This is a genomic window from Actinokineospora terrae (assembly GCF_900111175.1).
Lineage (GTDB): Bacteria > Actinomycetota > Actinomycetes > Mycobacteriales > Pseudonocardiaceae > Actinokineospora > Actinokineospora terrae.
In genome coordinates this window covers 15,963-39,522 of sequence record NZ_FOGI01000021.1, presented here as the reverse complement: position 1 = coordinate 39,522, position 23,560 = coordinate 15,963, and the positions used below count along the sequence as shown (strand labels likewise).

At 72.5% G+C, this 23,560-nt stretch carries 6 protein-coding genes; 4 read left to right on the top strand and 2 right to left on the bottom strand.

What is annotated here, in order from left to right; translation table 11 throughout:
• Positions 1-76 precede the first annotated feature (76 nt).
• Positions 77-1,030, top strand: a complete 954-nt coding sequence (locus BMY07_RS32310; RefSeq protein ID WP_092786953.1) for a LysR family transcriptional regulator — start codon at positions 77-79, stop codon at positions 1,028-1,030.
• Here the strand turns inward: BMY07_RS32310 and cobF are convergent.
• Positions 1,019-1,798: a precorrin-6A synthase (deacetylating) gene (gene cobF / locus BMY07_RS32305; protein WP_092786951.1), complete on the bottom strand. Its 780-nt coding sequence runs from the start codon at positions 1,796-1,798 to the stop codon at positions 1,019-1,021. The genes BMY07_RS32310 and cobF overlap by 12 nt on opposite strands.
• Before the next feature lie 58 nt (positions 1,799-1,856).
• On the opposite strand from cobF, the gene cobU reads away from it, so the two are divergent.
• Positions 1,857-2,399 (top strand): bifunctional adenosylcobinamide kinase/adenosylcobinamide-phosphate guanylyltransferase, encoded by a 543-nt coding sequence (cobU, locus tag BMY07_RS32300; protein WP_092786949.1) that lies wholly within the window; start codon positions 1,857-1,859, stop codon positions 2,397-2,399.
• A complete protein-coding gene (gene cobS / locus BMY07_RS32295) occupies positions 2,399-3,151 on the top strand; it encodes an adenosylcobinamide-GDP ribazoletransferase (RefSeq protein ID WP_092786947.1) in 753 nt (250 codons plus the stop codon). The genes cobU and cobS overlap by 1 nt, the downstream gene beginning before the upstream one ends.
• On the opposite strand, the gene BMY07_RS32290 is transcribed toward cobS, so the two are convergent.
• A complete protein-coding gene (locus tag BMY07_RS32290; RefSeq protein WP_092786945.1) occupies positions 3,148-3,972 on the bottom strand; it encodes an NAD(P)H-binding protein in 825 nt (274 codons plus the stop codon). The genes cobS and BMY07_RS32290 overlap by 4 nt on opposite strands.
• A gap of 742 nt (positions 3,973-4,714) precedes the next feature.
• Here BMY07_RS32290 and BMY07_RS32285 point away from each other — a divergent pair.
• Positions 4,715-23,479: a DUF11 domain-containing protein gene (locus BMY07_RS32285; RefSeq protein WP_177215928.1), complete on the top strand. Its 18,765-nt coding sequence runs from the start codon at positions 4,715-4,717 to the stop codon at positions 23,477-23,479.
• Positions 23,480-23,560 lie beyond the last annotated feature (81 nt).

Below are 23,560 nucleotides of genomic sequence, written 5' to 3'. Positions count from 1 at the left end.
ACAGATTGCATAACCCGGATTTATGAGTGCCGGTGATCTGTTGAACGGCGCCGACCGGCCGACCTAGGCTCGGCGGATGGAACTGGAGCTGCGCCACCTGCGGACGCTCTGCGTCATCGCCGAGACCGGCAGCCTCACCAAGGCCGCGACAGTGCTCCGGTTGTCGCAGCCCGCCCTCACCGCTCGGCTCCGGCGCGTCGAGTCCGAGATCGGCGCGTCCCTGTTCGATCGCGGCCCGCGCGGCGTTGTGCCTACCGCTGTCGGCGAGTTCGTTCTCGCGCGCGCACGGGCGATCACGCACAGCGTCGCCGATCTGCACATGGGGGCCGCGCGCTACTTCGACGCCACCGCGCCCGTGATCGCTCTTGGCGGCGCTGTCGGCTCGGTGTCGGTAGGGCTAGCAGAGCGGATGGGGGAGACCCTCGCAGGCATGGAAGTCCGCCTGACCATGGAGTACTCGCCGCGACTCCTGTGGGACCTCATCGCCGCGGGCAGGCTCGACGCGATCGCCACCGTGGACTACCGGGGGTACGAACTCTCCTCCACCTCCGACATCGAGTGCGTCACCATCGCCCGTGAACCCATCTTCGTGGCACTCGCGGAGTGCGACCCGTTGGTTGGGCACAGCGAGGTAGCGCTACCGGATCTCGCCGACCGCACGTGGGTGATGACGCCATCGGACGGCGCGGGGTGGCCCGACTGCTTCCACGCGGCCTGCGAACACGCCGGGTTCACACCACGGGTTCGGTACACCTCTCCCAGCGCCGAATCCATCCGTGACCTCGTCGCGGGCAACCGCGCGGTGACAGCCTGTCAAGCCGTCTACCGCGGCGGTGACGGCATCGCGGTTCGACCGCTGACAGGTAGCCCTGTCGAGATGCGCCACGTCTTGGCCTACCGGCGCGAAGGGCCGATCGCCGAACACGCGGCGTCCGTGATCGAGCTCGCCCAAGACGCGTACTGGGCCTACGCGAAGCAGTACGCCAACCAGTTCGGCGAGATACTGCACCACGCCCAATTAGTCCACTGAGGACCTGTCGCGCCGCAGCAGGTAGGTGTCCATGATCCAGCCCTTGTCCTGCCTGGCCTTGTCCCGCGTGTCCTTGATCTGCTCGGCCACCTCGGAGAGCGGACCCGACACGATGATCTCGTCGGCCGTTCCCACATAAGCGCCCCAGTGAATGTGGATGCTCGGGTCGTCCGCGTAAGCCAGGTAGGCGTCTCTTGCGTCGAGCATCACCACGACGTCGTCAACGCCATCCGGCCACGACTGCTCCAACCGCCTGCCGGTAGTCACCTGCACCGCGCCGCCGACCTGGTTGAGAGTGGTCCGGCAGCGAGCAGCGAGCGCGGACACGCTGCTGATCCCCGGGTGCACGCGCACCTCGAACTCCAACCGTCCGCGTGCCCGGATGTCGTCGACCACCGAGATGATGCTGTCGTAGAGCGCAGGGTCACCCCAGACGAGGAACGCCCCGACCTCACCCGGCGCCAGGTGATCGGTCATCAGCTGCTCGCACACGTCCGCCCGCCGCTTGCGCCAGTCCGCGACCGCCTCGCCGTACCCCGACTCGGTCCGCACGCGCTGCGGGTCCTGCACCCGGGCGAGCCGGTAGCGGCCGCCGGGGACGTGCGCCTCCAGGATCACCTGCCGCAGGTCCGAGAGCTCACCGGCGGCGTCGGGCTTGTCGAGGAAGAAGAACACGTCGGCCCGGTTCATCGCGGCCACCGCGGCGACCGTCACGTGGTCGGGGTCACCCGCGCCGATCCCGATGATCTCCACTCGCGTCGCGTCCATGCCAAGACCCTAACCGGGCCCCGGCACCCGTCCCGACCACGGCTGACAGGATGGCGGCATGGACAGCCAGCCGAGCCGGGCGCTGGTGCTCGGCGGGACCCGCTCCGGCAAGTCCGCGCACGCCGAGGGCCTGCTCGGCGGGGACACCCCGGTCGACTACCTCGCCACCGCGCGCCGCGACCCCGGCGACGCCGAGTGGTCGGCCCGCATCGCCGAGCACGTCGCCCGCAGGCCCGCGCACTGGCGCACCACCGAGGTCCCCGAGGCGGCCGCCCTCGCCGCCTTCCTGCGCGCCGCGCGCCCCGACGACCCGCCCGTCCTGGTCGACGACATCGCCACCTGGCTCACCGGGGCGCTCGACGACACCGGCTGGGACCGCGCGAACCGCCCCAAGGCGGCCAGGGACGACCTGGTCGCCGCCGTCGCCGGGTGCCGGACGCGACTGGTGCTGGTGTCCGCCGAGGTCGGCCTGGGCGTCGTGCCGTCGACCAGCGCGGGACGCCTGTTCCGGGACGAGTTGGGCGCGCTCAACGCTGATCTAGCCGCACAATGCGACGAGGTGCTTCTACTCGTAGCCGGTATCCCGCTGAGGTTGCGCTGATGAACGCCCTAGACGGCCTGCGGTTGTCCTTCCACTGGCTCACCGTTCTACCGGTCCCCGCGCAGCGCACAGACCTGGATGCCCGTAGGTGGGCCATCGCCACCGCGCCGGTGGTCGGCCTCGCACTGGGCCTCGTGACCGCGGGGCTCTTGTTCTGTCTGCGGGAGATCGGCGTACCGGGTCTCGTCTCCGGTCTTCTCGCCGTAGGTGCCATCGCGATCCTGACCCGCGGCATGCATCTCGACGGCCTCGCGGACACAGCCGATGGCCTTGGTTGCTACGGGCCACCCGAGCGCGCACTCGCGGTGATGAAGGACGGCGGGATTGGCGCGTTCGCCGCCGTTGCCCTGGTCATCGTCATCGGCGTGCAGGCGGCTTCGCTGGTGGCGCTGAGCGCGTCCGAACGACTACCCGCCGTCGTACTCGCTCTTACCGTCGGCAGAGCGGCCTTCTCGTGGTGCTGCCGCCAAGGGGTTCCTGCCGCGCGCCCAGAAGGCTTCGGCGCGCTGGTAGCCGGAACGCAGCCGGTGGCGGTACCCATTGTGTGGACGTTCGTGCTCTGCGTGGCCGGTGTGTTCGTGGTTCCCGGAGTCCCGCTGCTCGGCCCCGCGGGAGTCGTCGTAGCGGCGGCGGTGGTGGTAGGGCTGACCCACCACCTCCACCGCCGCTTCGGTGGGGTCACCGGAGACGTCTTCGGCGCGAACGCCGAGGCAGCCACAACGGCCGTCCTCGTCGTTTGCGCTATCGCCTAGCGGAAGTCGTCAGCGTGGTCGGTCGCCCACTCGGCCAACGTCCGCGCGGGCTTGCCCAGCACATCCTCCACAGTCGACGTCGGCGTCTCCGGGACCTCGGTAGCCCCTGCCCAGATCCCCAACAGCCAGTCCGCGACCCATCCGGGCACCTCGTCCTCGACGTCGGCCTTCCACTGCTCCGGCGCCAGCTCCTCGAACCGGATCTCCTTGCAGATTGCCGCGCCGATCGTCGCGGTCTGCGCGACCTTGGTCTGCGCCTCCGGCCCGGTCAGTGCCAGCACCGCACCCACGTGCCGGTCCGTGAGCAGCGCCGCCACTGCCACCTCGGCGATGTCGACCTCGTGGATCGCGGTCTGCGCGGCGGACCCGTACGGCTCCCGGACGACACCCTCCGCGCGGATCGAGGAAGCCCACTCCAGCAGGTTCGACGCGAACATCCCCGGCCGTAGATGAGTCCACTCCAGGCCGGAGTCCTCGACCGCCTCTTCCGCTACCCGATGCGACTCGCCGATCTGGTCGTCGTCGAACCCCACCGACATCGATGACAAGAGCACCACCCGGGTCACACCAGCCCTCTTGGCCTGGTCGAGCACGCTCGCCGTCTTGCCCGCCACGAACAGGTACAGGCCGTCGACCCCTTCGAACGCGCTCTCCAGCGCCTCGGGGGCGTCCAGATCCCCCTTGACCACCTCCACGCCGCTCGCGAACTCCGCGGCCTCCGGACGGCGGGTCACCACCCGCACGTGCACCCCGGCCGCTAGCAGCCCCGCCACCACGTGCCGCCCGACGCTGCCCGTCGCCCCAGTGACCAGCACTCGCATGGTTCTCCTCCCTCGGCACCGGATCGCCAAGATCCGATCCCGGCCGACGCTAGCCACGCGTGGCGCCCGCCCGCACATAGCAATTTGCCGTAGCAAATCCGCTGTTAGGGCCAACAGTCTTGTCGCTGCACGGGGCGGTGGGCACATCTAGGCCCGTTGAGTCTCGGTAGCGTAAACAGCTCTCCGTCCCTTTGGGACGAGCAGGTAGTCCAAACGCACTAGTGCCCGACCTCGCATCCAACTATCCGAAGTGGACTCTCCGGCCACGCGGTGGGAAATGCTCCCGTGTTACTCGGGTGAGGCCCAACCCGTATGGGTGGTTTTCGGGTTGGTAAACCGGGAAAAGCTGGCTCCCAGTGATGCTGGGCGGAGAAATTGCCTCATCCTTGTGGCGATCGTTCGGGTCGCTCCCGCCAAATCGAGTGAATCGCCGAGGGGCGGTCGACCACGCCGCGAGCAAGATCGGTCACGCCGGTCACGGACTGTCCTTCCCTCGGCCCGATGTCACGTGCGCGTGCCGTTGACCAGCATGTTCTTGCCCGGTAGGGCGACACCTCGACGGCACTTCTCTGCGCTCGGTGATGGATTTCGGTTATCCCCACCCGATTGGGTAGGGCGCATGCCAACTTCTGTTTCTCCGCTTAAGGTGATCTCAGTTTCCCTCTGCGACGCCAAAGGATTTGCCATGGGCGCGGTGTATCGACCCACGGTTCAGCGGCGCACCCGAGCGGGTGTGCTCAGCTTGACCGCGGCTTTGCTGGCGACCCTCTTGCCTGTCGTCGCGCCCACGCCCGCGCAAGCGATCGTGCGGGCCCCGTTCGACGCGGTGTACTCCACTGAGGACAACGGTGCCATCACGCTCGTCGGCGCCAGCAGCATGGACTGCCCAACGCTGTCCTCGGGTTGCGCCTCCGCACGTGCCGGTACCGCCACCGGCACGTCGAACAACAACAACGTCTACAACATGGGGTTCGTCGATGTGGACCTCGATCTGTCCACTTCGAACTCCTCGACCGCGACGCTGGCGATGCCCGCCGGGTCCACCGTGCTCAACGCGCGCCTGATCTGGGGTGGGCGCACCATCGCGGGGACCAACGGCGTCGCGCCGACCAAGGCCGTCAACACCATCAAGTTCCGCGCTCCCGGCACGACCTCGTACACCACCCTCACCGCGACCAACCTGATCCAGCCCAGCGCGCTCGTCATCAGCGACGGCGGCCCCTTCCAGGCTTCGGTTGATGTCACCGACATCGTCAAGGCCGGGGGCAACGGCCTCTACATGGGCGCGGACATCGGCGCCGCCACCGGTCAGGACCGCTACGCGGGCTGGTCGCTGATCGTTTCCTACCGCAACCCGTCGCTGCCGCTGCGCAACCTGCGGGTGTTCGAGGGCTTCGCGGACATCACCTCCGCCACCGGCAACAACAGCGTCGACATCCCGGTCACCGGCTTCCTCACCCCGACCACGGGCAACGTCAACGCCTCCGTCGGCGTAGTGGCTTGGGAGGGCGACTACGGCACCACCGGCGACGCGCTGCGCCTGGCGGGCACCACCCTCAGCGACGCCACCCGACCCGCGGCGAACTTCTTCGACTCGCGCATCAGCGACGCCGGTGTCGACCAGATCGGCCGCAACCCCGCGAACCTGAACAACTTCGGCGTCGACATCGGTCGCATCGCCACCACCAACGTGCTCAGCAACGGCAGCACGTCGGCCACCATCAACCTGACCTCCAGCGGCGACTCGTACTACCCCGGCGTGGTCACCAGCCAGATCGACCTGTTCACCCCGTCGTTCAACGCGGTGAGCAAGACCGTGACCAACCTCAACGGCAACAACCCGGCCCAGCCGGGCGACACCCTGGAGTACCGGCTCACCTTCACCAACACCGGCGGCGACTTCGCCGACACCGCCGTGGTGCGCGACCCGCTGCCCGCGGGCCTGACGTTCGTGCCCGGCAGCCTCGTAGTCGAGGCCGACCCCGGTGGCGCTACCGGCACCAAGACGGACGCGACGGGTGACGACACCGCCGACTACACAGCAGGGGACAGAACTGTCCGCTACCGGGTGGGCATCGGGGCCAACGCGACCACGGGTGGATCCATCTCGCCCGGGGGAGCGGTTGCCACCCGGTTCCGCGCCACCGTCACCCGCGCCGCCGCGGGCTCCACGATCGTCAACACCCCGATCCTCGATTACAAGGCCCGCACGCTCAACCGCAACTACTCCTTCGCGGGCAACGCGGTCAACACGACGGTCACCGCGCTCGCCGACCTCGCCGCGGCCAAGACGGTCGCCTCGCCCACGCAGAACGCGGGCCAGACGGTCACCTACACGATCTCCGCGATCAACAACGGTCCCAACCCCGGCACCGGCGTCACCCTCACCGACACGCTGCCCACCGGCACCACCTACGTCTCCACCGCCCCGCCCGCGGGCGTGACGTGCTCGCCGTCCGGTCAGACCATCACCTGTTCGCTCGGCACGGTCGCCAACGGCGCCACCGTCGCGATCCCGGTCGTGGCCAGGGTCAACGCCGACACCGCCGGGGGAGTGGTGATCAACTCGGTGCGGGTCGCCGGGACCACAGCCGACGACGTCTCGGTCAACAACACCGCGTCCGTCCCGGTGACCGTCACCCAGTCCGCCGACCTTCAGGTCACCAGCTCGCTCAACGGCCCGGTCGTGCCCGGCACCGAGCAGACCGTGCTGACCACCACGGTCACCAACGCCGGTCCGTCGACCGCCCGCGATGTCGTGATCAACATCCCGCTGCCGGATGGCACCACCGTGGTGTGGGCCACCGACGGCTGCACCGTCAGCGCGGGCACCCTCACCTGCGTCGTCGGCACCCTCGCCCCCGGCGCCAGCTTCACCGCCGACGTCGTGCTCGCCGTCGACCCCGGCTTCGCCGCCCCGACGCTGTCGATCACCTCGTCGGCCTCGGCCAGCACACCGGACCCGGCCAACGGCAACAACTCCTCGACCGCGACGCAGCCCACCGCGCCGCTGGCCGACCTGCGGGTGACCAAGACCGCCTCCACCCCGAACCCGGTCGCGGGCACCAGGACCAACTACACGATCACCGTCACCAACGACGGCCCCTCCGACGCGCGCAACGTGGTGGTCAACGACCCGATCCAGACCGGGGTCTCCGTCGTCAGCGCCAGCCCGCAGTCCGGCACCTGCACCACCGGGACCACCGTCTCGTGCCAGATCGGTGTGGTGCCCGCGGGCGGCGCGGTGACGATCAGCCTGCGCGTGGCCATCGCCCCCGACCGCCCGGCCGGTGAGCTGACCAACGCCGCCACCGCGACCACCAGCACCCCGCAGGAGTTCACCGCCAACGACTCGGCCAGCGTGGCCACCGTCGTCGGCCGGGTCAGCGACCTCAGCATCACCAAGACCGCGGTCCCGCAGCCGGTCGTCGCGGGCGGTCCGCTGACCTACAACCTGGTCGTGTCCAACCACGGCCCCTCGGTCGCCGACAACGTGGTGATCACCGACACGCTGCCGGTCGGGCTGACCGCCACCGGCGAGCAGGCCACCCAGGGCGCCTGCACCATCGTCGTGCGGACGATCACCTGCCAGGTCGGCAGGCTGGCCGTCGACGGGACCGCCACGATCACCATCACCGCCGACACCCCGGGCGTCGTGCCGGTCGGCGGGTTCACCAACACCGCGACGGTCACCTCGACCAGCACCGACCCGAACCCCGCGGACAACACCGCGACGCACGTCTCCTCGGTGACCGCGCAGGCCGACCTCTCCGTCACCCAGGTCGTCGCCGCGCCGTCGGTCTTCGCGGGCACCGGTACCCGCTACACCATGACCGTCACCAACGGGGGCCCGTCGGTGGCCCAGGGCGTCACCTCCAACCAGGCCCTCCCGGCGGGCTTCACCATCGGCACCATCACCCCGACCACCGGCACCTGCCAGATCCAGGCGGGCCGGGTGGTCTGCAACTTCGGCAACCTCGCCGCGGGCGCGGCCGCCTCGGTCACCGTCGACGTGTCCGTCCCCTCGGGACAGGCGCTCGGCCCGGCCAGTGCCACCGCCACCGTCGCCTCGACCACGCCGGACCCGACGCAGTCCAACAACACCGCCAGCACGCCGGTGTCGGTCCGCGCCGAGGCCGACGTGCGCATCGCCAATGTGCAGGCCCCCGGCACCCTCGTCGCCGGTGAGGCGTTCACCCGCACCTTCAGCGTGGCCAACTCGGGCCCCTCGGACGCCCGCGACGTCGCCGTCGTCGCCGACCTCCCGGCCGGTGTCCTCGACCTCGTCGTCACCCTGGACGGGGTCAACTGCCCGGTCACCGGCGGGCGGGTGAACTGCGCGGTCGGCACCATGACCGCCGGTCGGGTGCTTGACGGCACCGTCTCCGGCCGGATCGCCGCGTCGAGCCCGCCGGGCCCGCGCAGCTTCTCGGCGACCATCAGCACCTCCAGCCCGGACCCGGTGCTGCTGAACAACTCCGTCACCGCGGCCGCCGCAGTCACCGCCTACTCGCGGCTTACCATCGACCAGTCGGTCACCCCCTCGCCGCTCGTCGCCGGTGCCCGCGCCACCTACGCCATCGTCGCCGCCAACAACGGACCGTCCGACGCGACGGGCGTGACCGTCACCTACACGGTGCCCGCCGAGCTCACGGTCGTCTCCGCGGTCAGCACCCTCGGGTCCTGCACGGTCGCGGGCACGGTCGTCACCTGCGTGCTCGACCGGCTCCCGGCGGGCACCAGCGACGCGCTGTCGGTGACCGTGGACGTGTCGCCGACCGCGTCCGGTGCGGTGGAGACCAGGGCCCAGGTCGTCACGCTCAGCCCGAGCCCCGGTGGCGAGGACCAGCTCGACATCCTCTCCACGCCCGTCGTGCAGAGCGCCGACCTGGTGCTCACCGGCACCATGTCGCAGAACCCGGTCCGCGCGGGCACCGCGCAGACCTACACGCTGACCGTGTCCAACACCGGGCCGTCCATCGCCACCGCGGTCGTGCTGTCCGACACCCTGCCCACCGGGATGGTCCTGCTGCCCGGCGGCGTGTCCGTCCAGGGCGGCACCTGCACACCGACCCCCGACAACACAGGCGTCAACTGCTCGTTCGGCACGATCCCGCCCGGCAGCTCCCGGGTCGTGGTGCTCAACGCCCTCGTCCCCGCGGACACCCCGGCGGGCACCGTGCTGACCGACACCGCCGCGGTCGGCTCGCCGACCCCCGACCCGACGCCTGCCAACCGGGCGATCTCGTTGGCGGCCACGGTCAGCGCCGACGCCGACCTGGCCATCACCACCAACGCGACCTCGGGCAACGCCGAGGCGGGCCGCGACACCAGCTACACCATCACCGTCGCCAACAACGGCCCCTCGGTCGCCAGGTCGGTGGTCATCTCCGACCCGCTGCCCACCGGGCTGAGCTTCATCTCGGCCGACCCGAGCTGCGCCCTGGTCGGCACCGAGGTCCGCTGCGCGATCGGCGACCTGGCCCAGGGCGCGATCAGGACCGTCGCGCTCACCGTCCGCCTCGCCGCCGACTACTCGTCGCCGACCGTGGTCAACACCGCCACGGTCAGCGCGGCCACCTCGGACTCCATCACCGCCAACAACTCCAGCTCGGCCACCCAGTCGGTCAGCGCCAACGCCGACCTGCGCTCGGCCATCTCGCTGACCTCCGGGCCGCTGGTCGCGGGCACCCCCGCCACCTACCGGGTCGGCACCACCAACCTCGGCCCGTCGGTCGCCCCGCAGGTCGTGCTCACCGACCCGCTGCCCGCGGGCACCACGTTCGTCAGCGCCACCGCCGCGGGCGGCGGGAGCTGCGTGTTCGACACCGGCGCGGTGCGCTGCACCTGGCCGTCGCTCGCGGTCGGCGCCTCGGTGTCCGCCGACATCACGGTGAACCTGTCCAGCGGCGCCCCCGCCGGGTCCACCGTGTCCAACACCGTCACCGCGTCGGCCGCCGTGGCCGACTCGCACCCGTCCGACAACGCCGCTACCGCTACCGCCACCGTTGGCGCTGTCGCGGACGTCTCCGTCGTCCAGGTGCTCACCTCCGGTGCCCCTGTCGCGGGCGGCAAGCTCACCTGGCAGGCGGTCGTCCGCAACGACGGCCCGTCCTCGGCCTACGGCGTCACCACCACCGACCCGGCCCCGGCAGGCGTCACCTACAGCGCGGTGGCCTCCACCCTCGGCACCTGCTCGATCAACGGCAGCGGTGCCGCGGTCTGCGCCATCGGTGTGCTCGCCTCGGGCGCGACCGCCACGGTCACCGTCACCGGCACGCTCGCCCCCGACTACACCGGCACCGGTGTCACCAACACCGTCACCGTCTCCAGCACCTCCAGCGACCCGGACCCCAGCGACAACACCTCGTCCGCGGTCTCGGACACCACCAGCAGCGCCGACCTGGCCCTGTCCGTGGTCGCGCAGCCCGAGCCGGTCGTGCCGGGCTCGCAGGTGAACTGGACGTTCACCGTCACCAACAGCGGCCCGTCCACCTCGCGCGGCGTCGTGGTCAACGACGAGCTGCCCGCCGGGGTCACCCCGCGCCCGCAGGCCGGGTGCGCGCTCACCGGCCAGCGCTTCAGCTGCCCGATCGGCGACATCCCGGTCGGCGGGTCGGCCTCGGTCACCGTCTCCGGCACGCTCGCCGCCGGGTTCAGCGAGGCCTCGCTGCGCAACACCGGCACGATCAGCGGCGGCACCGCCGACCCCGACACCCGCGACAACACCGCCACCGCGGTCAGCACGCCGAACCCGCAGGCCGACGTCGCCGTCGTGGTCGTGCAGCCCGCCACTGTCGTCGCGGGCCAGCCCGCCACCTGGACCGTGCGGGTCAGCGACGCCGGTCCGTCCGACGCGGTCGGCACCTCGGTCACGGTCGCGATCCCCGCGTACCTCACCAACGCGTCCGTCCGCTGGCCGTCCGGGGTGTGCACCGTCTCCGGCGCCGCCGCGACCTGCCCGATCGGCGTCGTCACCGCCGGGCAGACCATCGACCTCACGCTCACCGGCACCATCGACGCCGCCTACTCCGGCCCGCTCACCGTGGGAGCGGAGGCCATCGCGCAGACCCCAGACCCGAGCCTGTCCAACAACGTCGCCGACTCGGTCTCCTCGGCCAGCCGCGCCGCGGACCTCGTCACCACCCTCTCCGCCCCGGCTGGCGCCGTGCCGGGCACCCGGCTGACCTGGGTGCTCAGCTCGCGCAACCTCGGCCCGTCGACCGCGGACGGCGTCACGCTCACCGCCACCCTCCCGCAGGGCGTCAGCGCGATCACCGCGACCACCCAGGCGGGCACCTGCACGGTCACCGGCCGCGACATCAGCTGCCCGGTCGGCGCCATCGCCCCCGGCGTCACGGTGCTGGTGACCCTGTCCGGGCTGCTCGCCTCGAACGTCACCGCGCCGAGCATCGCCGCCACCGGCACGTCCGCGTCCGGCACCCCCGACCCCGACTCGACCAACAACTCGACCAGCACCAGCTCGCCGGTCACCCCGCAGGCGAACCTGCACGTCGCCAAGGCGGTCACCAGCGGCATCCCGGTGCAGGGGGCGCCGATCGTGTTCGCCATCGAGGTGAGCAACGGCGGCCCGTCCGACGCCCAGTCGGTCACCCTCGCCGACACGGTGCCCGCCACCGTCGGCCAGCTCACCGTCCAGACCCCGGTAGGCACCTGCACGCTGACCGGGCAGGACGTCGCCTGCGCGCTGGGCACCATCGCCGCGGGCGCGCCGCCGGTCACGGTGACCGTGCGCGGTGTGCTCGCCGATGGCGCAGGCGACACGGTCGCCAACACCGCCTCGGTGTCGAGCCCGACGCCCGAGGTGGACGGCTCGGACAACTCCGGGTCGGTCACCGCCTCGGCCACCGAGTCGGCCGACCTGTCCATCGGGGTCGCGGTGCCCGGCACCGTGGTCGCGGGCAGGCCGCTGACCTACACCGTCACCATCACCAACGACGGCCCGTCCACCGCCGACGCGGTCGCCCTCGACGGGGTCCTGCCCGCCGGTCTGCTCGGCCTGACCAGCGACCAGCCGTCCTGCCAGAACCTCACCGCGTGCTCGCTGGGCGACATCGCGCCGGGCGCCTCGGTCGTGGTCCGGTTCACCGGCACGGTCGACCCCAACTACGCGGGCTCCACGCTGGAGTCGCGGATCAACGTCTCGTCGCCGACCCCCGACTCGGACGGCCGGGACAACTCGGCGGCGTCCACCGTCGCGGTCACCACCTCGGCCGACCTGGCGACCGGCCTCTCGGTCGACCCGAACCCGGTCGCGCCGGGCACCACCCTGCTCTACACCGCGACCGTCAGCAGCCAGGGCCCGTCCAGCACCCAGGGCGTGGTGACCTTCTCGCCGCTGCCCGATGGCACCGACATCGGCGGCCCGATCACCTCCACCCAGGGCACCTGCTCGATGATCGGCCGCAGCGTGGTCTGCGACCTCGGCCGGATCGACCCGACCACCGCCGTGATCGTGCGGATCCCGGTGCGGGTGGCCTCGTCGTTCGCCGATGGCAACATCGTCAAGTCCATCTCCGTGCAGGGCTCGACCGCCGACCCCGACCAGAGCAACAACTCGGCCAGCGCCGAGGCCGCGGTCGTCCGGGTGGCGGACCTGTCGGTCGACCTGACCGCGCCCGCCGAGATCGTCCCCGGCGACACCGCGACCTGGGACCTGGAGGTGGTCAACTCCGGGCCGTCCGACGCCCCGGTCACCGTCGTGCACACGCTGCCCGCGGGTGTCGGTGAGATCACCGCGATCGCCTCCGGCGGCACCTGCACGGTTGTCGACCAGACGGTCCGCTGCGACCTGGGCACGGTCGGCGCGGGCAACACCACGACGGTCACGGTCTACGCAATGGTCGCCCCTGACGTCACCGCCGCGCAGCTGAGCAGCAGCGCGACGCTGGAATCGGCCGTCGCGGAACCGACCAACACCCAGCCGGACGGTCGCAGCGACAGCGCGTCGAGCACGGTGCGGCCGCGCGCCGACATCTTCGTCGAGGTCGTCTCCGACACCCCGACGGTCACCCCGGGCCAGCAGGCGAGCTGGACGGTCACCGCGATCAACGCCGGTCCGTCGACCGCGCGCGACATCGTGGTCACCGCGGTCGCCCCGGCGGGCACCACCGGCGCGACCCTCACCGGGCCGCCCGGGGTCACCTGCGACAGCGCCGCCCTGCGGTGCGTCATCCCCGCGCTCACCCCGGGCAAGGAGGGCAGCGCGCAGCTCACCCTGCGGGCCACCGTGCCAGCCGACTTCTCCGCGCCGCTGGTCGACGCCGAGGCGACGGTCGCCAGCCCGGTCGAGGACCCGAACCCCGGTGACAACACCGCCACCGCGAGCACGCCGGTCAGCCCGACCGCCGACCTGCGGATCGCCGTCTCGGTGAACCCGACGCCGGTCGTGGCCGGTGGCCCGGTGGCCATCACCGCGAAGATCACCAACGCCGGTCCGTCGGTCGCGGCGGGCACCACCTTCACCCTCCCGGTGCCGGTCGGGCTCGAGGACGTCACTGTGGAGGCGCCCCCCGGCGTCACCTGCGACGTCACGGTGGCCTGCGCTGTCGGGACCCTGCCGGTCGGCGACATCCAGATCGTCCTCCGCGGCCGGGTGTCGCCCACCTACACCGAGAACACGCTGACCGTGTCGGCGTCGGTGTCCTCCGACGCCGGTGACCCGAACCCGGGCGACAACACGACCACCACCGTCTCCCAGTCCGAGGTCTCCGCCGACCTCGGGGTCACCGCCACCATCGACCCGGCTGCCCCGGTCGCCGGTTCGCCGGTGACGGTCACCGCGACCGTGCGGGCGAACGGCCCGTCCACCGCGACCGACGTGACCTTCACGCTGCCGATCCCGGCCGAACTGCGCGACGTGCAGGTCACCGCGCCCCCGGGCGTCACCTGCGACCCGACCGTGGCCTGCGCGGTGGGCACCATGCTGCCCGGCACCGAGATCACCGTGATCGTGCGCGGTGTGCTCGCCCCCGACTTCACCGGCGGCACGCTGGCGCTGACCGCCTCGGTTGACGCGTCCAGCCCCGACAACAATCCGACCAACGACTCCGCCACCGCGACCTCGTCGACCTCGTCGTCGGCCGACCTGTCGGTCGTCACCGCGGTCGCGCCCAGCCCGCTCACCGCGGGCTCGCCGGTCACCCTGACCTCGACGATCCGCAACGGCGGGCCGTCCACGGCCACCGGTGTCGTGTTCACCCTGCCGGTGCCCGCCGGGCTGGAGGACATCACGGTGGAGGCGCCCCCCGGCGTCACCTGCGACACCTCCGTCCGGTGCACCGCCGCGAGTGTGGCGCCGGGCCAGGACCTGGTGGTCACCGTGCGCGGCCGGGTCAAGGCGGACGTCACCACCCCGGACATCACCGTCACCTCGACGGTCACCTCCCCGGTGAGCGACCCGTCGCCCGCCGACAACAGCAGCACCGCCACCACCGGTGTCGGCGTCGCCGGGGACGTGCGCGTCGCGCTCGTCGTCGACCCGCGGCCGCTGGTCGCCGGATCGCCGGTGACCGTCACCGCGACCGTGCGCAACGAGGGCCCGTCCACCGCGACCGGCACCACCTTCACCCTCCCGGTGCCCAGCGGAGTCGTCGCCGTCGAGGTCACCGCCCCGGCCGGGGTGACCTGTGACGAGAGCGTCGCCTGCACGGTCGGCACGCTCGCGCCCGGCACTGAGTCCGTGATCACCGTGCGGGCCAGGGTCGCCCCCGGGTTCACCGGCCCGGACATCACCCTGACCGGTTCGGCGGCCACCTCCAGCGCCGACCCGACGCCCGCCAACAACACCGCCACCACGACCACGCCGGTCGGCGCGAACGCGGGCGTCTCCGTGGCGCTCGCCGTCGACCCGGCCACAGTGACCCCGGGTACCCCGGTCACCGCCACCGCGCGGGTCAGCAACGCGGGTCCGTCCACCGCCGCGGGCGTCACCCTGGCGATCCCGGTGCCCGCGGGCCTGACGAACGTCGTGGTCAACGCCCCGGTCGGCGTCACCTGCGACACCTCGGTGGCGTGCACCATCGGCTCCATCGAGCCGGGCGCCGACGTCGTCATCACCGTCACCGGCGTGCTCGACCCGGCCTACGCGGGCAACTCGATCACGTTGACCGCCACCTCCGGTTCGACCACCCCGGACCCGACCCCCGGTGACGGCACCTCCTCGGTGACCAGGCCGGTCGCCGCGTCGGCCGACCTCGACGCGCTGCTCGACATCACCCAGGACAACCCGGTCGCGGGCAGCCCGATCGAGATCGTCGCCGACGTGGTCAACCGCGGCCCGTCCACCGCGGTCGGCGCCACCCTGGCCATCCCGGTGCCCGCGGGCGTGATCAACGTCAGCGTCACCGCGCCCGCCGGGGTGAACTGCGACACCGGCGTGTTCTGCACCCTCGGCACCCTGGCGCCCAACGCCTCCGTGCGGGTCGTGCTGCGCGGCACCGTCGCGCAGGACGTGACCGCGCCGATCACCGCCACCGCGACGGCCACCGCCCAGACGTCCGACCCGACGCCGGGCAACAACTCGTCCACCGACACGGGCACGACCGCCACCGCGGCCGACCTGGCGTTCACCGCCCAGGTCACCCCGAACCCGATCACCGCGGGCACCGCCATCGCGGTCACCACCACGCTGACCAACAACGGCCCGTCCGCCGCGACCGGCGTCAGCTTCACCGTTCCGGTGCCCGCCGGCGTCACCGGTGTCACCGTGGGCGCGCCCGCCGGGGTCACCTGTGACACCGCGGTCGCCTGCACCGTGGGGACCGTTCCGGCAGGCGGCACGGTGACCGTGGTCGTCCGCGGCACCGTGGCCCCCACCGTCACCAGCCCGTTGACCTTCACCGGCTCCGCGACCTCCGCGGTAACCGACCCGAACACCGCCGACAACGCGTTCAGCGTCACCGGCACCGTGGGCACCGCGGCCGATCTCGGCGTCACGCTCGCCTACGAGCCCGGTGCCGTGGTCGCCGGTTCCCCGGTCGCCGCCAAGGTGACGGTGCGCAACGCGGGTCCGTCCACCGCCGCGGGCACCACGCTGTCGCTGCCGCTGCCCTCTGGGATCGTCGACGTCGAGGTGCTCAGCCCGGCCGGGGTCAGCTGCACCACCGGGGTCAGCTGCACCTTCGGGGACCTCGCCCCGGGCGCCTCCGTGGAGATCACGGTGCGCGGTCGGATCGCCCCCGACTTCAGCGCGCCCGACCTCACGCTGACCGCCACGACCACGACCGCCGCGAACGACCCGTCGACCGCGGACAACACCGCGACCGCCACCACCGCGGTCGGCAGCTCCGCCAACCTGTCGGTCGTCTCCACCCTGGACCCGACCGCCCTGGTCGCCGGGTCGCCGTTCACCTCGGTGACCACGGTCTCCAACAGCGGTCCGTCCACCGCGACCGGCGCCACCTTCACCCTGCCGATCCCGGCGGGCGTCATCGGCGTCGAGGTCATCGCCCCGGCGGGCGTCACCTGCGACACCTCGGTGAAGTGCACCATCGGCTCGGTCGCCCCCGGCGCCGACGTGCGGGTCGAGGTGCGCGGCACCGTCGACCCGGCCTTCACCGGCCCGTCGCTGGCGTTCACCCCGAGCACCGCGGCCACCACCGCCGACCCGAACCAGGCCGACAACTCGACCACGGTCACCGGCACCGTCGGCGTGACCGCCGACCTGCGGGTCACCGTCACCCCGAACCCGCTCAGCCTGGTCTCCGGCGAGGCGTTCACCACGACCGTCAGCGCCCGCAACGACGGTCCCTCGGCCGCCACCGGCGTCACGCTGACCCTGCCGATCCCGGCCGGGGTGGTCGACGTCGAGGTCGTCGCCCCCGCGGGCGTCACCTGCGACACGGCGGTCGCCTGCACCATCGGGTCCCTCGCGCCGAACACCCAGGTCGACGTCCTCGTCCGGGCCAGGGTCGCGCCGGACTTCGCGGGCACCGGGCTGGTGTTCACCGGCTCGGTCGCCTCGCCGACCGCCGACCAGGACACCGCCGACAACAGCACCACGGTGCCGGTCCAGGTCAACGCCTCCGCCGACCTGAGCGCGTCCACCACCGTCGACCCGTCCGGCGGGCTGACCGCGGGCTCGCCGGTCACGATCACCACCACCATCCGCAACACCGGCCCCTCTGCCGCGGTCGGGACCACCTACACCTTCCCGGTCCCGGCAGGTCTGATCGACGTCCTGGTGAACGCCCCCGCCGGGGTCACCTGCGACACCTCGGTCGCCTGCAACGTCGGCTCGGTCGACGCGGGCGAGCAGCTCGTGATCACCGTGACCAGTCGGGTCGCGCCGGACTTCACCGGCGGGTCGCTGACCTTCGACACCGCGGTGTCGTCGCCGACGCCGGACCCGGACACGACGGGCAACAGCAGCAGCACGACCCGCCCGGTCGCCGTCAACGCCGACCTGTCCACGCAGCTGTCGGTCGACCCGGGCACGCTCACCGCCGGGTCCGCGTTCACCGCGACCGCGACCCTGCGCAACGCGGGCCCGTCGACCGCGACCAGCGTCACCTTCGCCGTGCCGCTGCCCGCCGGTGTGGTCAACGTCGAGGTCGTCGCCCCCGCTGGCGTCACCTGCACCACCGCCGTGGTCTGCACCGCGGCGACGGTCGCCCCCGGCGCCTCCACCGTGATCACCATCCGCGGCACCGTCGACCCTGCCTTCACCGGGAGCACCCTGCCGTTCAGCGCCACCGCGTCCTCGCCGACGCCGGACGCCTCGCCGGGCAACAACACCGCGGGCTACGACGCGGCGACCGGCGCCTCGGCCGGGCTGTCCGTGCAGACCGTCGTCGACCCGGCCGGGTTGACCGCGGGCTCGCCGTTCAGCGCGACCACGACCATCCGCAACGCCGGGCCGTCCGTCGCGGCGGGCGTCACCTTCACCCTGCCGATCCCGGCAGGCGTGGTCGACGTCCTGGTCACCGCCCCGGCCGGGGTCACCTGCGACACCACCGTCGCCTGCAGGGTGGGACCGCTCGCCGCTGGTGGCGACGTCGTGGTCGTCGTGCGCGGCCGGGTGGACGCGGGCTTCACCGGCGGCAGCGTGAGCCTGACCGCCAGTGCCGCGAGCTCCACCCCGGACTCGAACCAGGCGGACAACTCCACCACCGTGGTGTCCCCGGTCGCGGTCACCGCGGACCTCGGGGTCGCCGTCACCGCCGACCCGAGCTCGCTCACCGCAGGGTCGCCGGTCGCGATCACCGCGACGGTCAGCAACGCGGGTCCGTCCACCGCGACCGGTGTCGCGGTCACCATCTCGGTGCCCGCGGGCCTGACCAACGTGGTCGTCGACGCCCCGGCGGGCGTCACCTGCGACACCGCCGTGTCCTGCACGATCAGCTCCCTCGCGGCGGGCGCGAACACGGTGATCACGGTGCGCGGCACGGTGTCGCCGACCTTCACCGGCTCCGACCTGCCGTTCACCGGCGCCGCGTCCTCCGGTGCTGGTGACCCGGCGCCGAGCGGGAACACCAGCACGATCACCCTGCCGGTCACCGTGGCCGCCGACCTGGCACTGGTGTCGCTGACCGGTCCCACGACCGCCGTCGCGGGCACCCCGATCGCGATCACCGCGACCCTGCGCAACGCCGGTCCGTCGACCGCCGCGGGCGCCACGTTCACCCTGCCGATCCCGGCCGGGCTGACCGGCGTCCAGGTCACCGGCCCGGCCGGGGTCACCTGCGACACCACTGCGGTCTGCACCCTGGGCGACCTCGCCCCGGGCGCGCAGATCACCATCGCGGTCACCGGCACGATCGCCCCGACCTACACCGGACCGGCGCTGACCTTCACCGGCACGCTGGACTCGCCGAGCGCCGACCCGACCTCGGGCAACGACTCGGCCACCGCCACCACGGCGGTGACGGTCGCCGCGAACCTCGCCGTCACCAGCGCGCTCGACTCGACCTCGGTCACCGCGGGCACCACGGTCAAGCACACCGTGACCGTCCGCAACACCGGCCCGTCCACCTCCGGACCGGTCACCGTCGACCTGCCGGACCTGGCCGGGGTCACCGTCACCGACGTCCAGTACACCGCGCCCGGTGGCGTGAGCTGTGTGGCGCGCTCGGTGAGCTGCACCATCGACCCGCTGGCGCCCGGCGCGTCCGCGCAGATCGTGGTCGTGGCCGCCGTCGCCGCCGACTTCGCCGACTCGTCGCTGACCTTCACCGCCGCGGCGTCCTCGCCGTCGCCCGACCCGTCGACCGCGGACAACAGCGCGTCGGCCACCGCCGCGGTGACCGCCTCGGCCAACGTCGGCGTGACCGCGGCGCTCGACCCGACCGCCCTGGTCGCCGGGTCGCCGGTGCGGGTCACCGCGACGGTCAGCAACACCGGCCCGTCCACCGCGACCGGCGTGACCTTCACCCTGCCGATCCCGGCGGGCGTCCAGAACGTCACCGTCACCGCCCCGCCGGGCGTGACCTGCGACAACACCGTCAGCTGCACCGCGGCGAGCCTGGCGCCCGGCGCCACCATCGACCTGGTGGTCAACGGGGTCGTCGCGCCGAACGCGAACACGACCGCGCTGACCTTCACCGCCACCGCGGGCTCGGCCACCCCCGACCCCGACGGCAGCGGCACCGTGACCCTCAACGCCGGGGTCACCTCGTCCGCCGACCTGTCGATCAACACCACGTTCAACCCGGGCACGTTGACCGCCGGGGAGAACTTCACCGCCACCACCGTGATCGGCAACGGCGGCCCGTCCACGGCCACCGGGGTGAGCTTCACCCTGCCGATCCCGCCCGGTGTCGATGGCGTGACGGTCACCGCGCCGCCGGGCGTGACCTGCGACAACAGCGTCAGCTGCACCATCGGCGACGTGGCACCGGGCACCACGCTGACCGTCGTGGTCACCGGCCGGGTCACCCCGACCACCACGACGCCGCCCACCTTCACCGCCACCGTGTCCTCGCCGACCCCCGGCCCGGACCCGGCCGACCGCACCGTGACGATCACGCCGCCGCTGGTGGTCAGCGCCGACCTGCGCACCACGGTCGTGCTCGACCCGGCCACCCCGACCGCGGGCTCGCCGCTGTCGGCCACCGTCACCGTAGCCAACAGCGGGCCGTCCGCCGCGACCGGCGTGGTCGTCGTGATCCCGGTTCCCGCCGGGCTCACCGGCGCGGACTTCGTGGTCCCGGCGGGCGTCACCTGCGACGCGGCGGGCACCTGCGTGATCGCGAGCGTCGCCCCCGGCGCCCAGGTCTCCATCGTGCTGCGCGGCACGGTCGACCCGGCGGCGACCGGTGACCTGACGGTGAGCGCCTCGGCGACCTCGCCCGCCACCGACTCGACGCCGACCGACAACTCGTTCACCACCACCGCGCCGGTGGCCGCCAACGCCGACCTGGTCGCCACCGCGGTGGTCACCTCCGGCCCGCCGGTCGCGGGCTCGCCGGTGACGATCACCGCGAACATCACCAACGACGGCCCGTCCACCGCGACCGGCGTCACCTTCGCCATCCCACTGCCGTCGGGCCTGCAGCAGGTCCAGGTGACCGCGCCCGCGGGCGTCACCTGCGACTCCTCGGTGCTGTGCACCGTCGGGACGCTCGCCCCGGGCGCCACGGTGACCGTGGTGGTCCAGTCGGTGCTCGCCGCCGACGCGACCGGCCCGATCGAGATCACCGCGACCGCCGACTCGGCCACCGCCGACGCCGACCAGACCGACAACACCATCACGGTGTCCAACTCGGTCACCGCCGTCGCCGACCTGACCGTCACCGCCGACATCGGCCCGGACCGGGTCGTGGCGGGCGCCGCGGCGACCATCACCGCGACCGTGGCCAACGCCGGACCGTCGGTGGCCACCGGGGTGACCATCACCATCCCGGTCCCGGCGGGCCTGCTCGACGTCGTGGTCACCGCCCCGCCGGGCGTCACCTGCGACACCGCCGTCACCTGCACCGTCGCCTCGCTGGCCCCCGGCGCCTCGGTCGAGGTCCTGGTGACCGGGACCGTCGCGCCCGAGCAGACCGCGCCGCTGACCAGCACCGTGACCGTCGACTCCGCCGCGAGCGACCCGAACGGCGCGGGCAACACGGTGGCGCTGTCCGAGCCGGTCGCCGCCGACGCAGACCTGTCGATGGTGCTGGACTTCACCGCCGACACGCTGACCGCGGGCGCCCCGGCGGTCGTGGTCGCCAAGGCGCGCAACGCCGGTCCGTCCACCGCGGTGGCCGTCCGGCTGGCGCTCGGCCTGCCCGGCGAGTTCGAGAACATCACGATCCTCGCGCCCAACGGGGTCACCTGTGACACCACCATCGCCTGCGAGCTCGGCCCGTTGGCGCCCGGCGCCGAGGTCGTGATCGAGGTGCGCGGCGTGTTCAGCTCCGACGTCGCGGGCGACGCCACCGTGGTCGGCCTGGTCGAGTCCACGACGAACGACCCGGTGCCCGGCAACGAGTCGGTGATCGTCACCCAGGTGGTCTCCACCGAGACCGACGTGTCCATCACCAAGGGCGGCCCGACGCAGATCACCGCGGGCCAGAACATCACCTGGACGCTGGGGGTGCACGCGGACGGCCCGTCCGACGCGCGCAACGTGGTCGTGGTCGACACCCTGCCCAAGGGCGTCACCCCGGTCAGCGCCGACCCGGCCTGCGTGCTCACCGGCCGCACCTACCGCTGCGCGCTGGGCACCCTCGCCCAGGGCGGCGACCGGGCGCTCACCATCACCGCCCAGGTCGACCCGGAGTTCAGCGACCAGCAACTGGACAACGCCGCGTCGGTGAGCACCACGGTGTCCGACACCGACGTCTCGAACAACACCAGCCTGGCCGTCACCCAGGTCAGCCAGGTCGCCGACCTGTCCATCGACAAGTCGCTGAGCCCCGACCCGGTCACCCCCGGCCAGCAGGCGACCTACACCATCGAGGTCATCAACTTCGGGTACTCGACGGCCACCAACGTGGTCATCACCGACCCGATCGGCCCCGGCCTCACCCCGGTGTCGGCGACCGCGACCGCGGGCACCTGCGACATCACCGGCCAGGTCGTGACCTGCACCCCGGGCTCCATCGGGCCCGACGGCGACGTGACGGTGACGATCGTGGTCGACGTCGACCCCGGGTTCGTGCCGAACACGATCAGCAACACCGCGACCGTGGTCTCCGACGTCACCGAGGCCGACCCGTCGGACAACACGGTGTCCATCGCGGGCACGGCGGCGGCGGTGACCGACCTCGGCCTGGCCATGACCCCGGACCGCCCGCTGTACGCGCCGGGCGACCCGATCAGCTGGCTGCTGACCATCACCAACAACGGCAGCTCCACGGCCAGGGAGGTCGTGCTCACCGACCAGCTGCCCACCAACGTCGAGGGCGTCGTGGTGCCCGCGGGCTGCGTGCTCACCACCAACCGCCTGGTCTGCGACCTCGGCGACATCGCGCCGGGCGACTCCGCGACGGTGCTGATCTCCGGCCAGGTGCGGGCGAACGCCACCTCCGGCTCGATCGTCAACACCGCCTCGGTGGTGTCGTCGACCGCGGAGCAGAGCCCGACCGACAACTTCGCCTCCTCGACCAGCACCGTCGACGCCCAGGTCGACCTGCAGGTCAGCAAGACCGTGGACGGCCCGATCGTCGCCGGTGACAACGCGACCTGGGTGGTCGCGGTGACCAACGCGGGCACCAGCGCCGCGGCCGACGTGGTCATCACCGACGCGCTGCCCACCGGTGCCACCTACGTCTCGGCCACCGGGGCGACCTGCACCGCCACCGACAGCGTCGTCAGCTGCGGCATCGGCACCCTCGCCGCGGGTGCCACCGCCACGGTCCGGCTCACCGCCGCGATCGACCCGGCGGTGGCCGGTGACACGCTGGTCAACTCGGTGCTGGCCACCTCGTCCTCGGCGGACGCCAACACCGCCGACGACGACGCCGTGTCCAGCGAACCAGTCCAGCGCCGCACCGCGCTCTCGGTGGTCAAGACCGCGGACAAGACCACGGCCGCGGTGGGCGACGAGATCAACTGGGTCGTCGTGCTCAGCAACGCGGGCCCGTCCACCGCGCCCGCGGTGACGGTCACCGACGAGCTGCCCGCCGGGGTCACCCTGATCTCCGCGGTGACCAGCACCGGCACCTACGACCCGGCGTCGGGCGTGTGGCGCCTGGACGCGATCACGCCGGGGGAGCAGCCCACGCTGCGGGTCGCCGCCCGCATCGACCGGGTCGGCTCGCTGGTCAACATCGCCACCCTGACCGCGGCCGACGTCATCGACTCCGAGGACACCGACGACACCGCCACCGCCTCCACCGACGTCAGCGCGGCCGACACCGACGACGACCCCGGCACCCAGGTGCCGGACACCGACACCGACACCTCCGGTCAGAAGCCGGACACCACCGATCCCGAGGACCAGGACCTCAGCTACACCGGGTTCGCCCTGCTGCGGTGGCTCACCGTCGGCCTGCTGCTCACCGTGGCCGGTGTCGGCATGGTCTACCACTCGCTCCGGCGGGGTAAGCGGTCGTGAGCTGCCCCGGCCCTATCCCGACCACGGCGTTCGGCTCGGCCCACCGGCCCGCCTCGGCGCCGGGGCGGGCGGAAGGAGGCA

What these genes read in the sequence shown, in the direction of transcription:
- cobF (WP_092786951.1), bottom strand. Translation starts at nt 1,798, where the DNA reads ATGGACGCGACGCGAGTGGAGATCATCGGGATCGGCGCGGGTGACCCC.
- BMY07_RS32290 (WP_092786945.1), bottom strand. Translation starts at nt 3,972, where the DNA reads ATGCGAGTGCTGGTCACTGGGGCGACGGGCAGCGTCGGGCGGCACGTG.
- cobU (WP_092786949.1), top strand. Translation starts at nt 1,857, where the DNA reads ATGGACAGCCAGCCGAGCCGGGCGCTGGTGCTCGGCGGGACCCGCTCC.
- BMY07_RS32310 (WP_092786953.1), top strand. Translation starts at nt 77, where the DNA reads ATGGAACTGGAGCTGCGCCACCTGCGGACGCTCTGCGTCATCGCCGAG.
- cobS (WP_092786947.1), top strand. Translation starts at nt 2,399, where the DNA reads ATGAACGCCCTAGACGGCCTGCGGTTGTCCTTCCACTGGCTCACCGTT.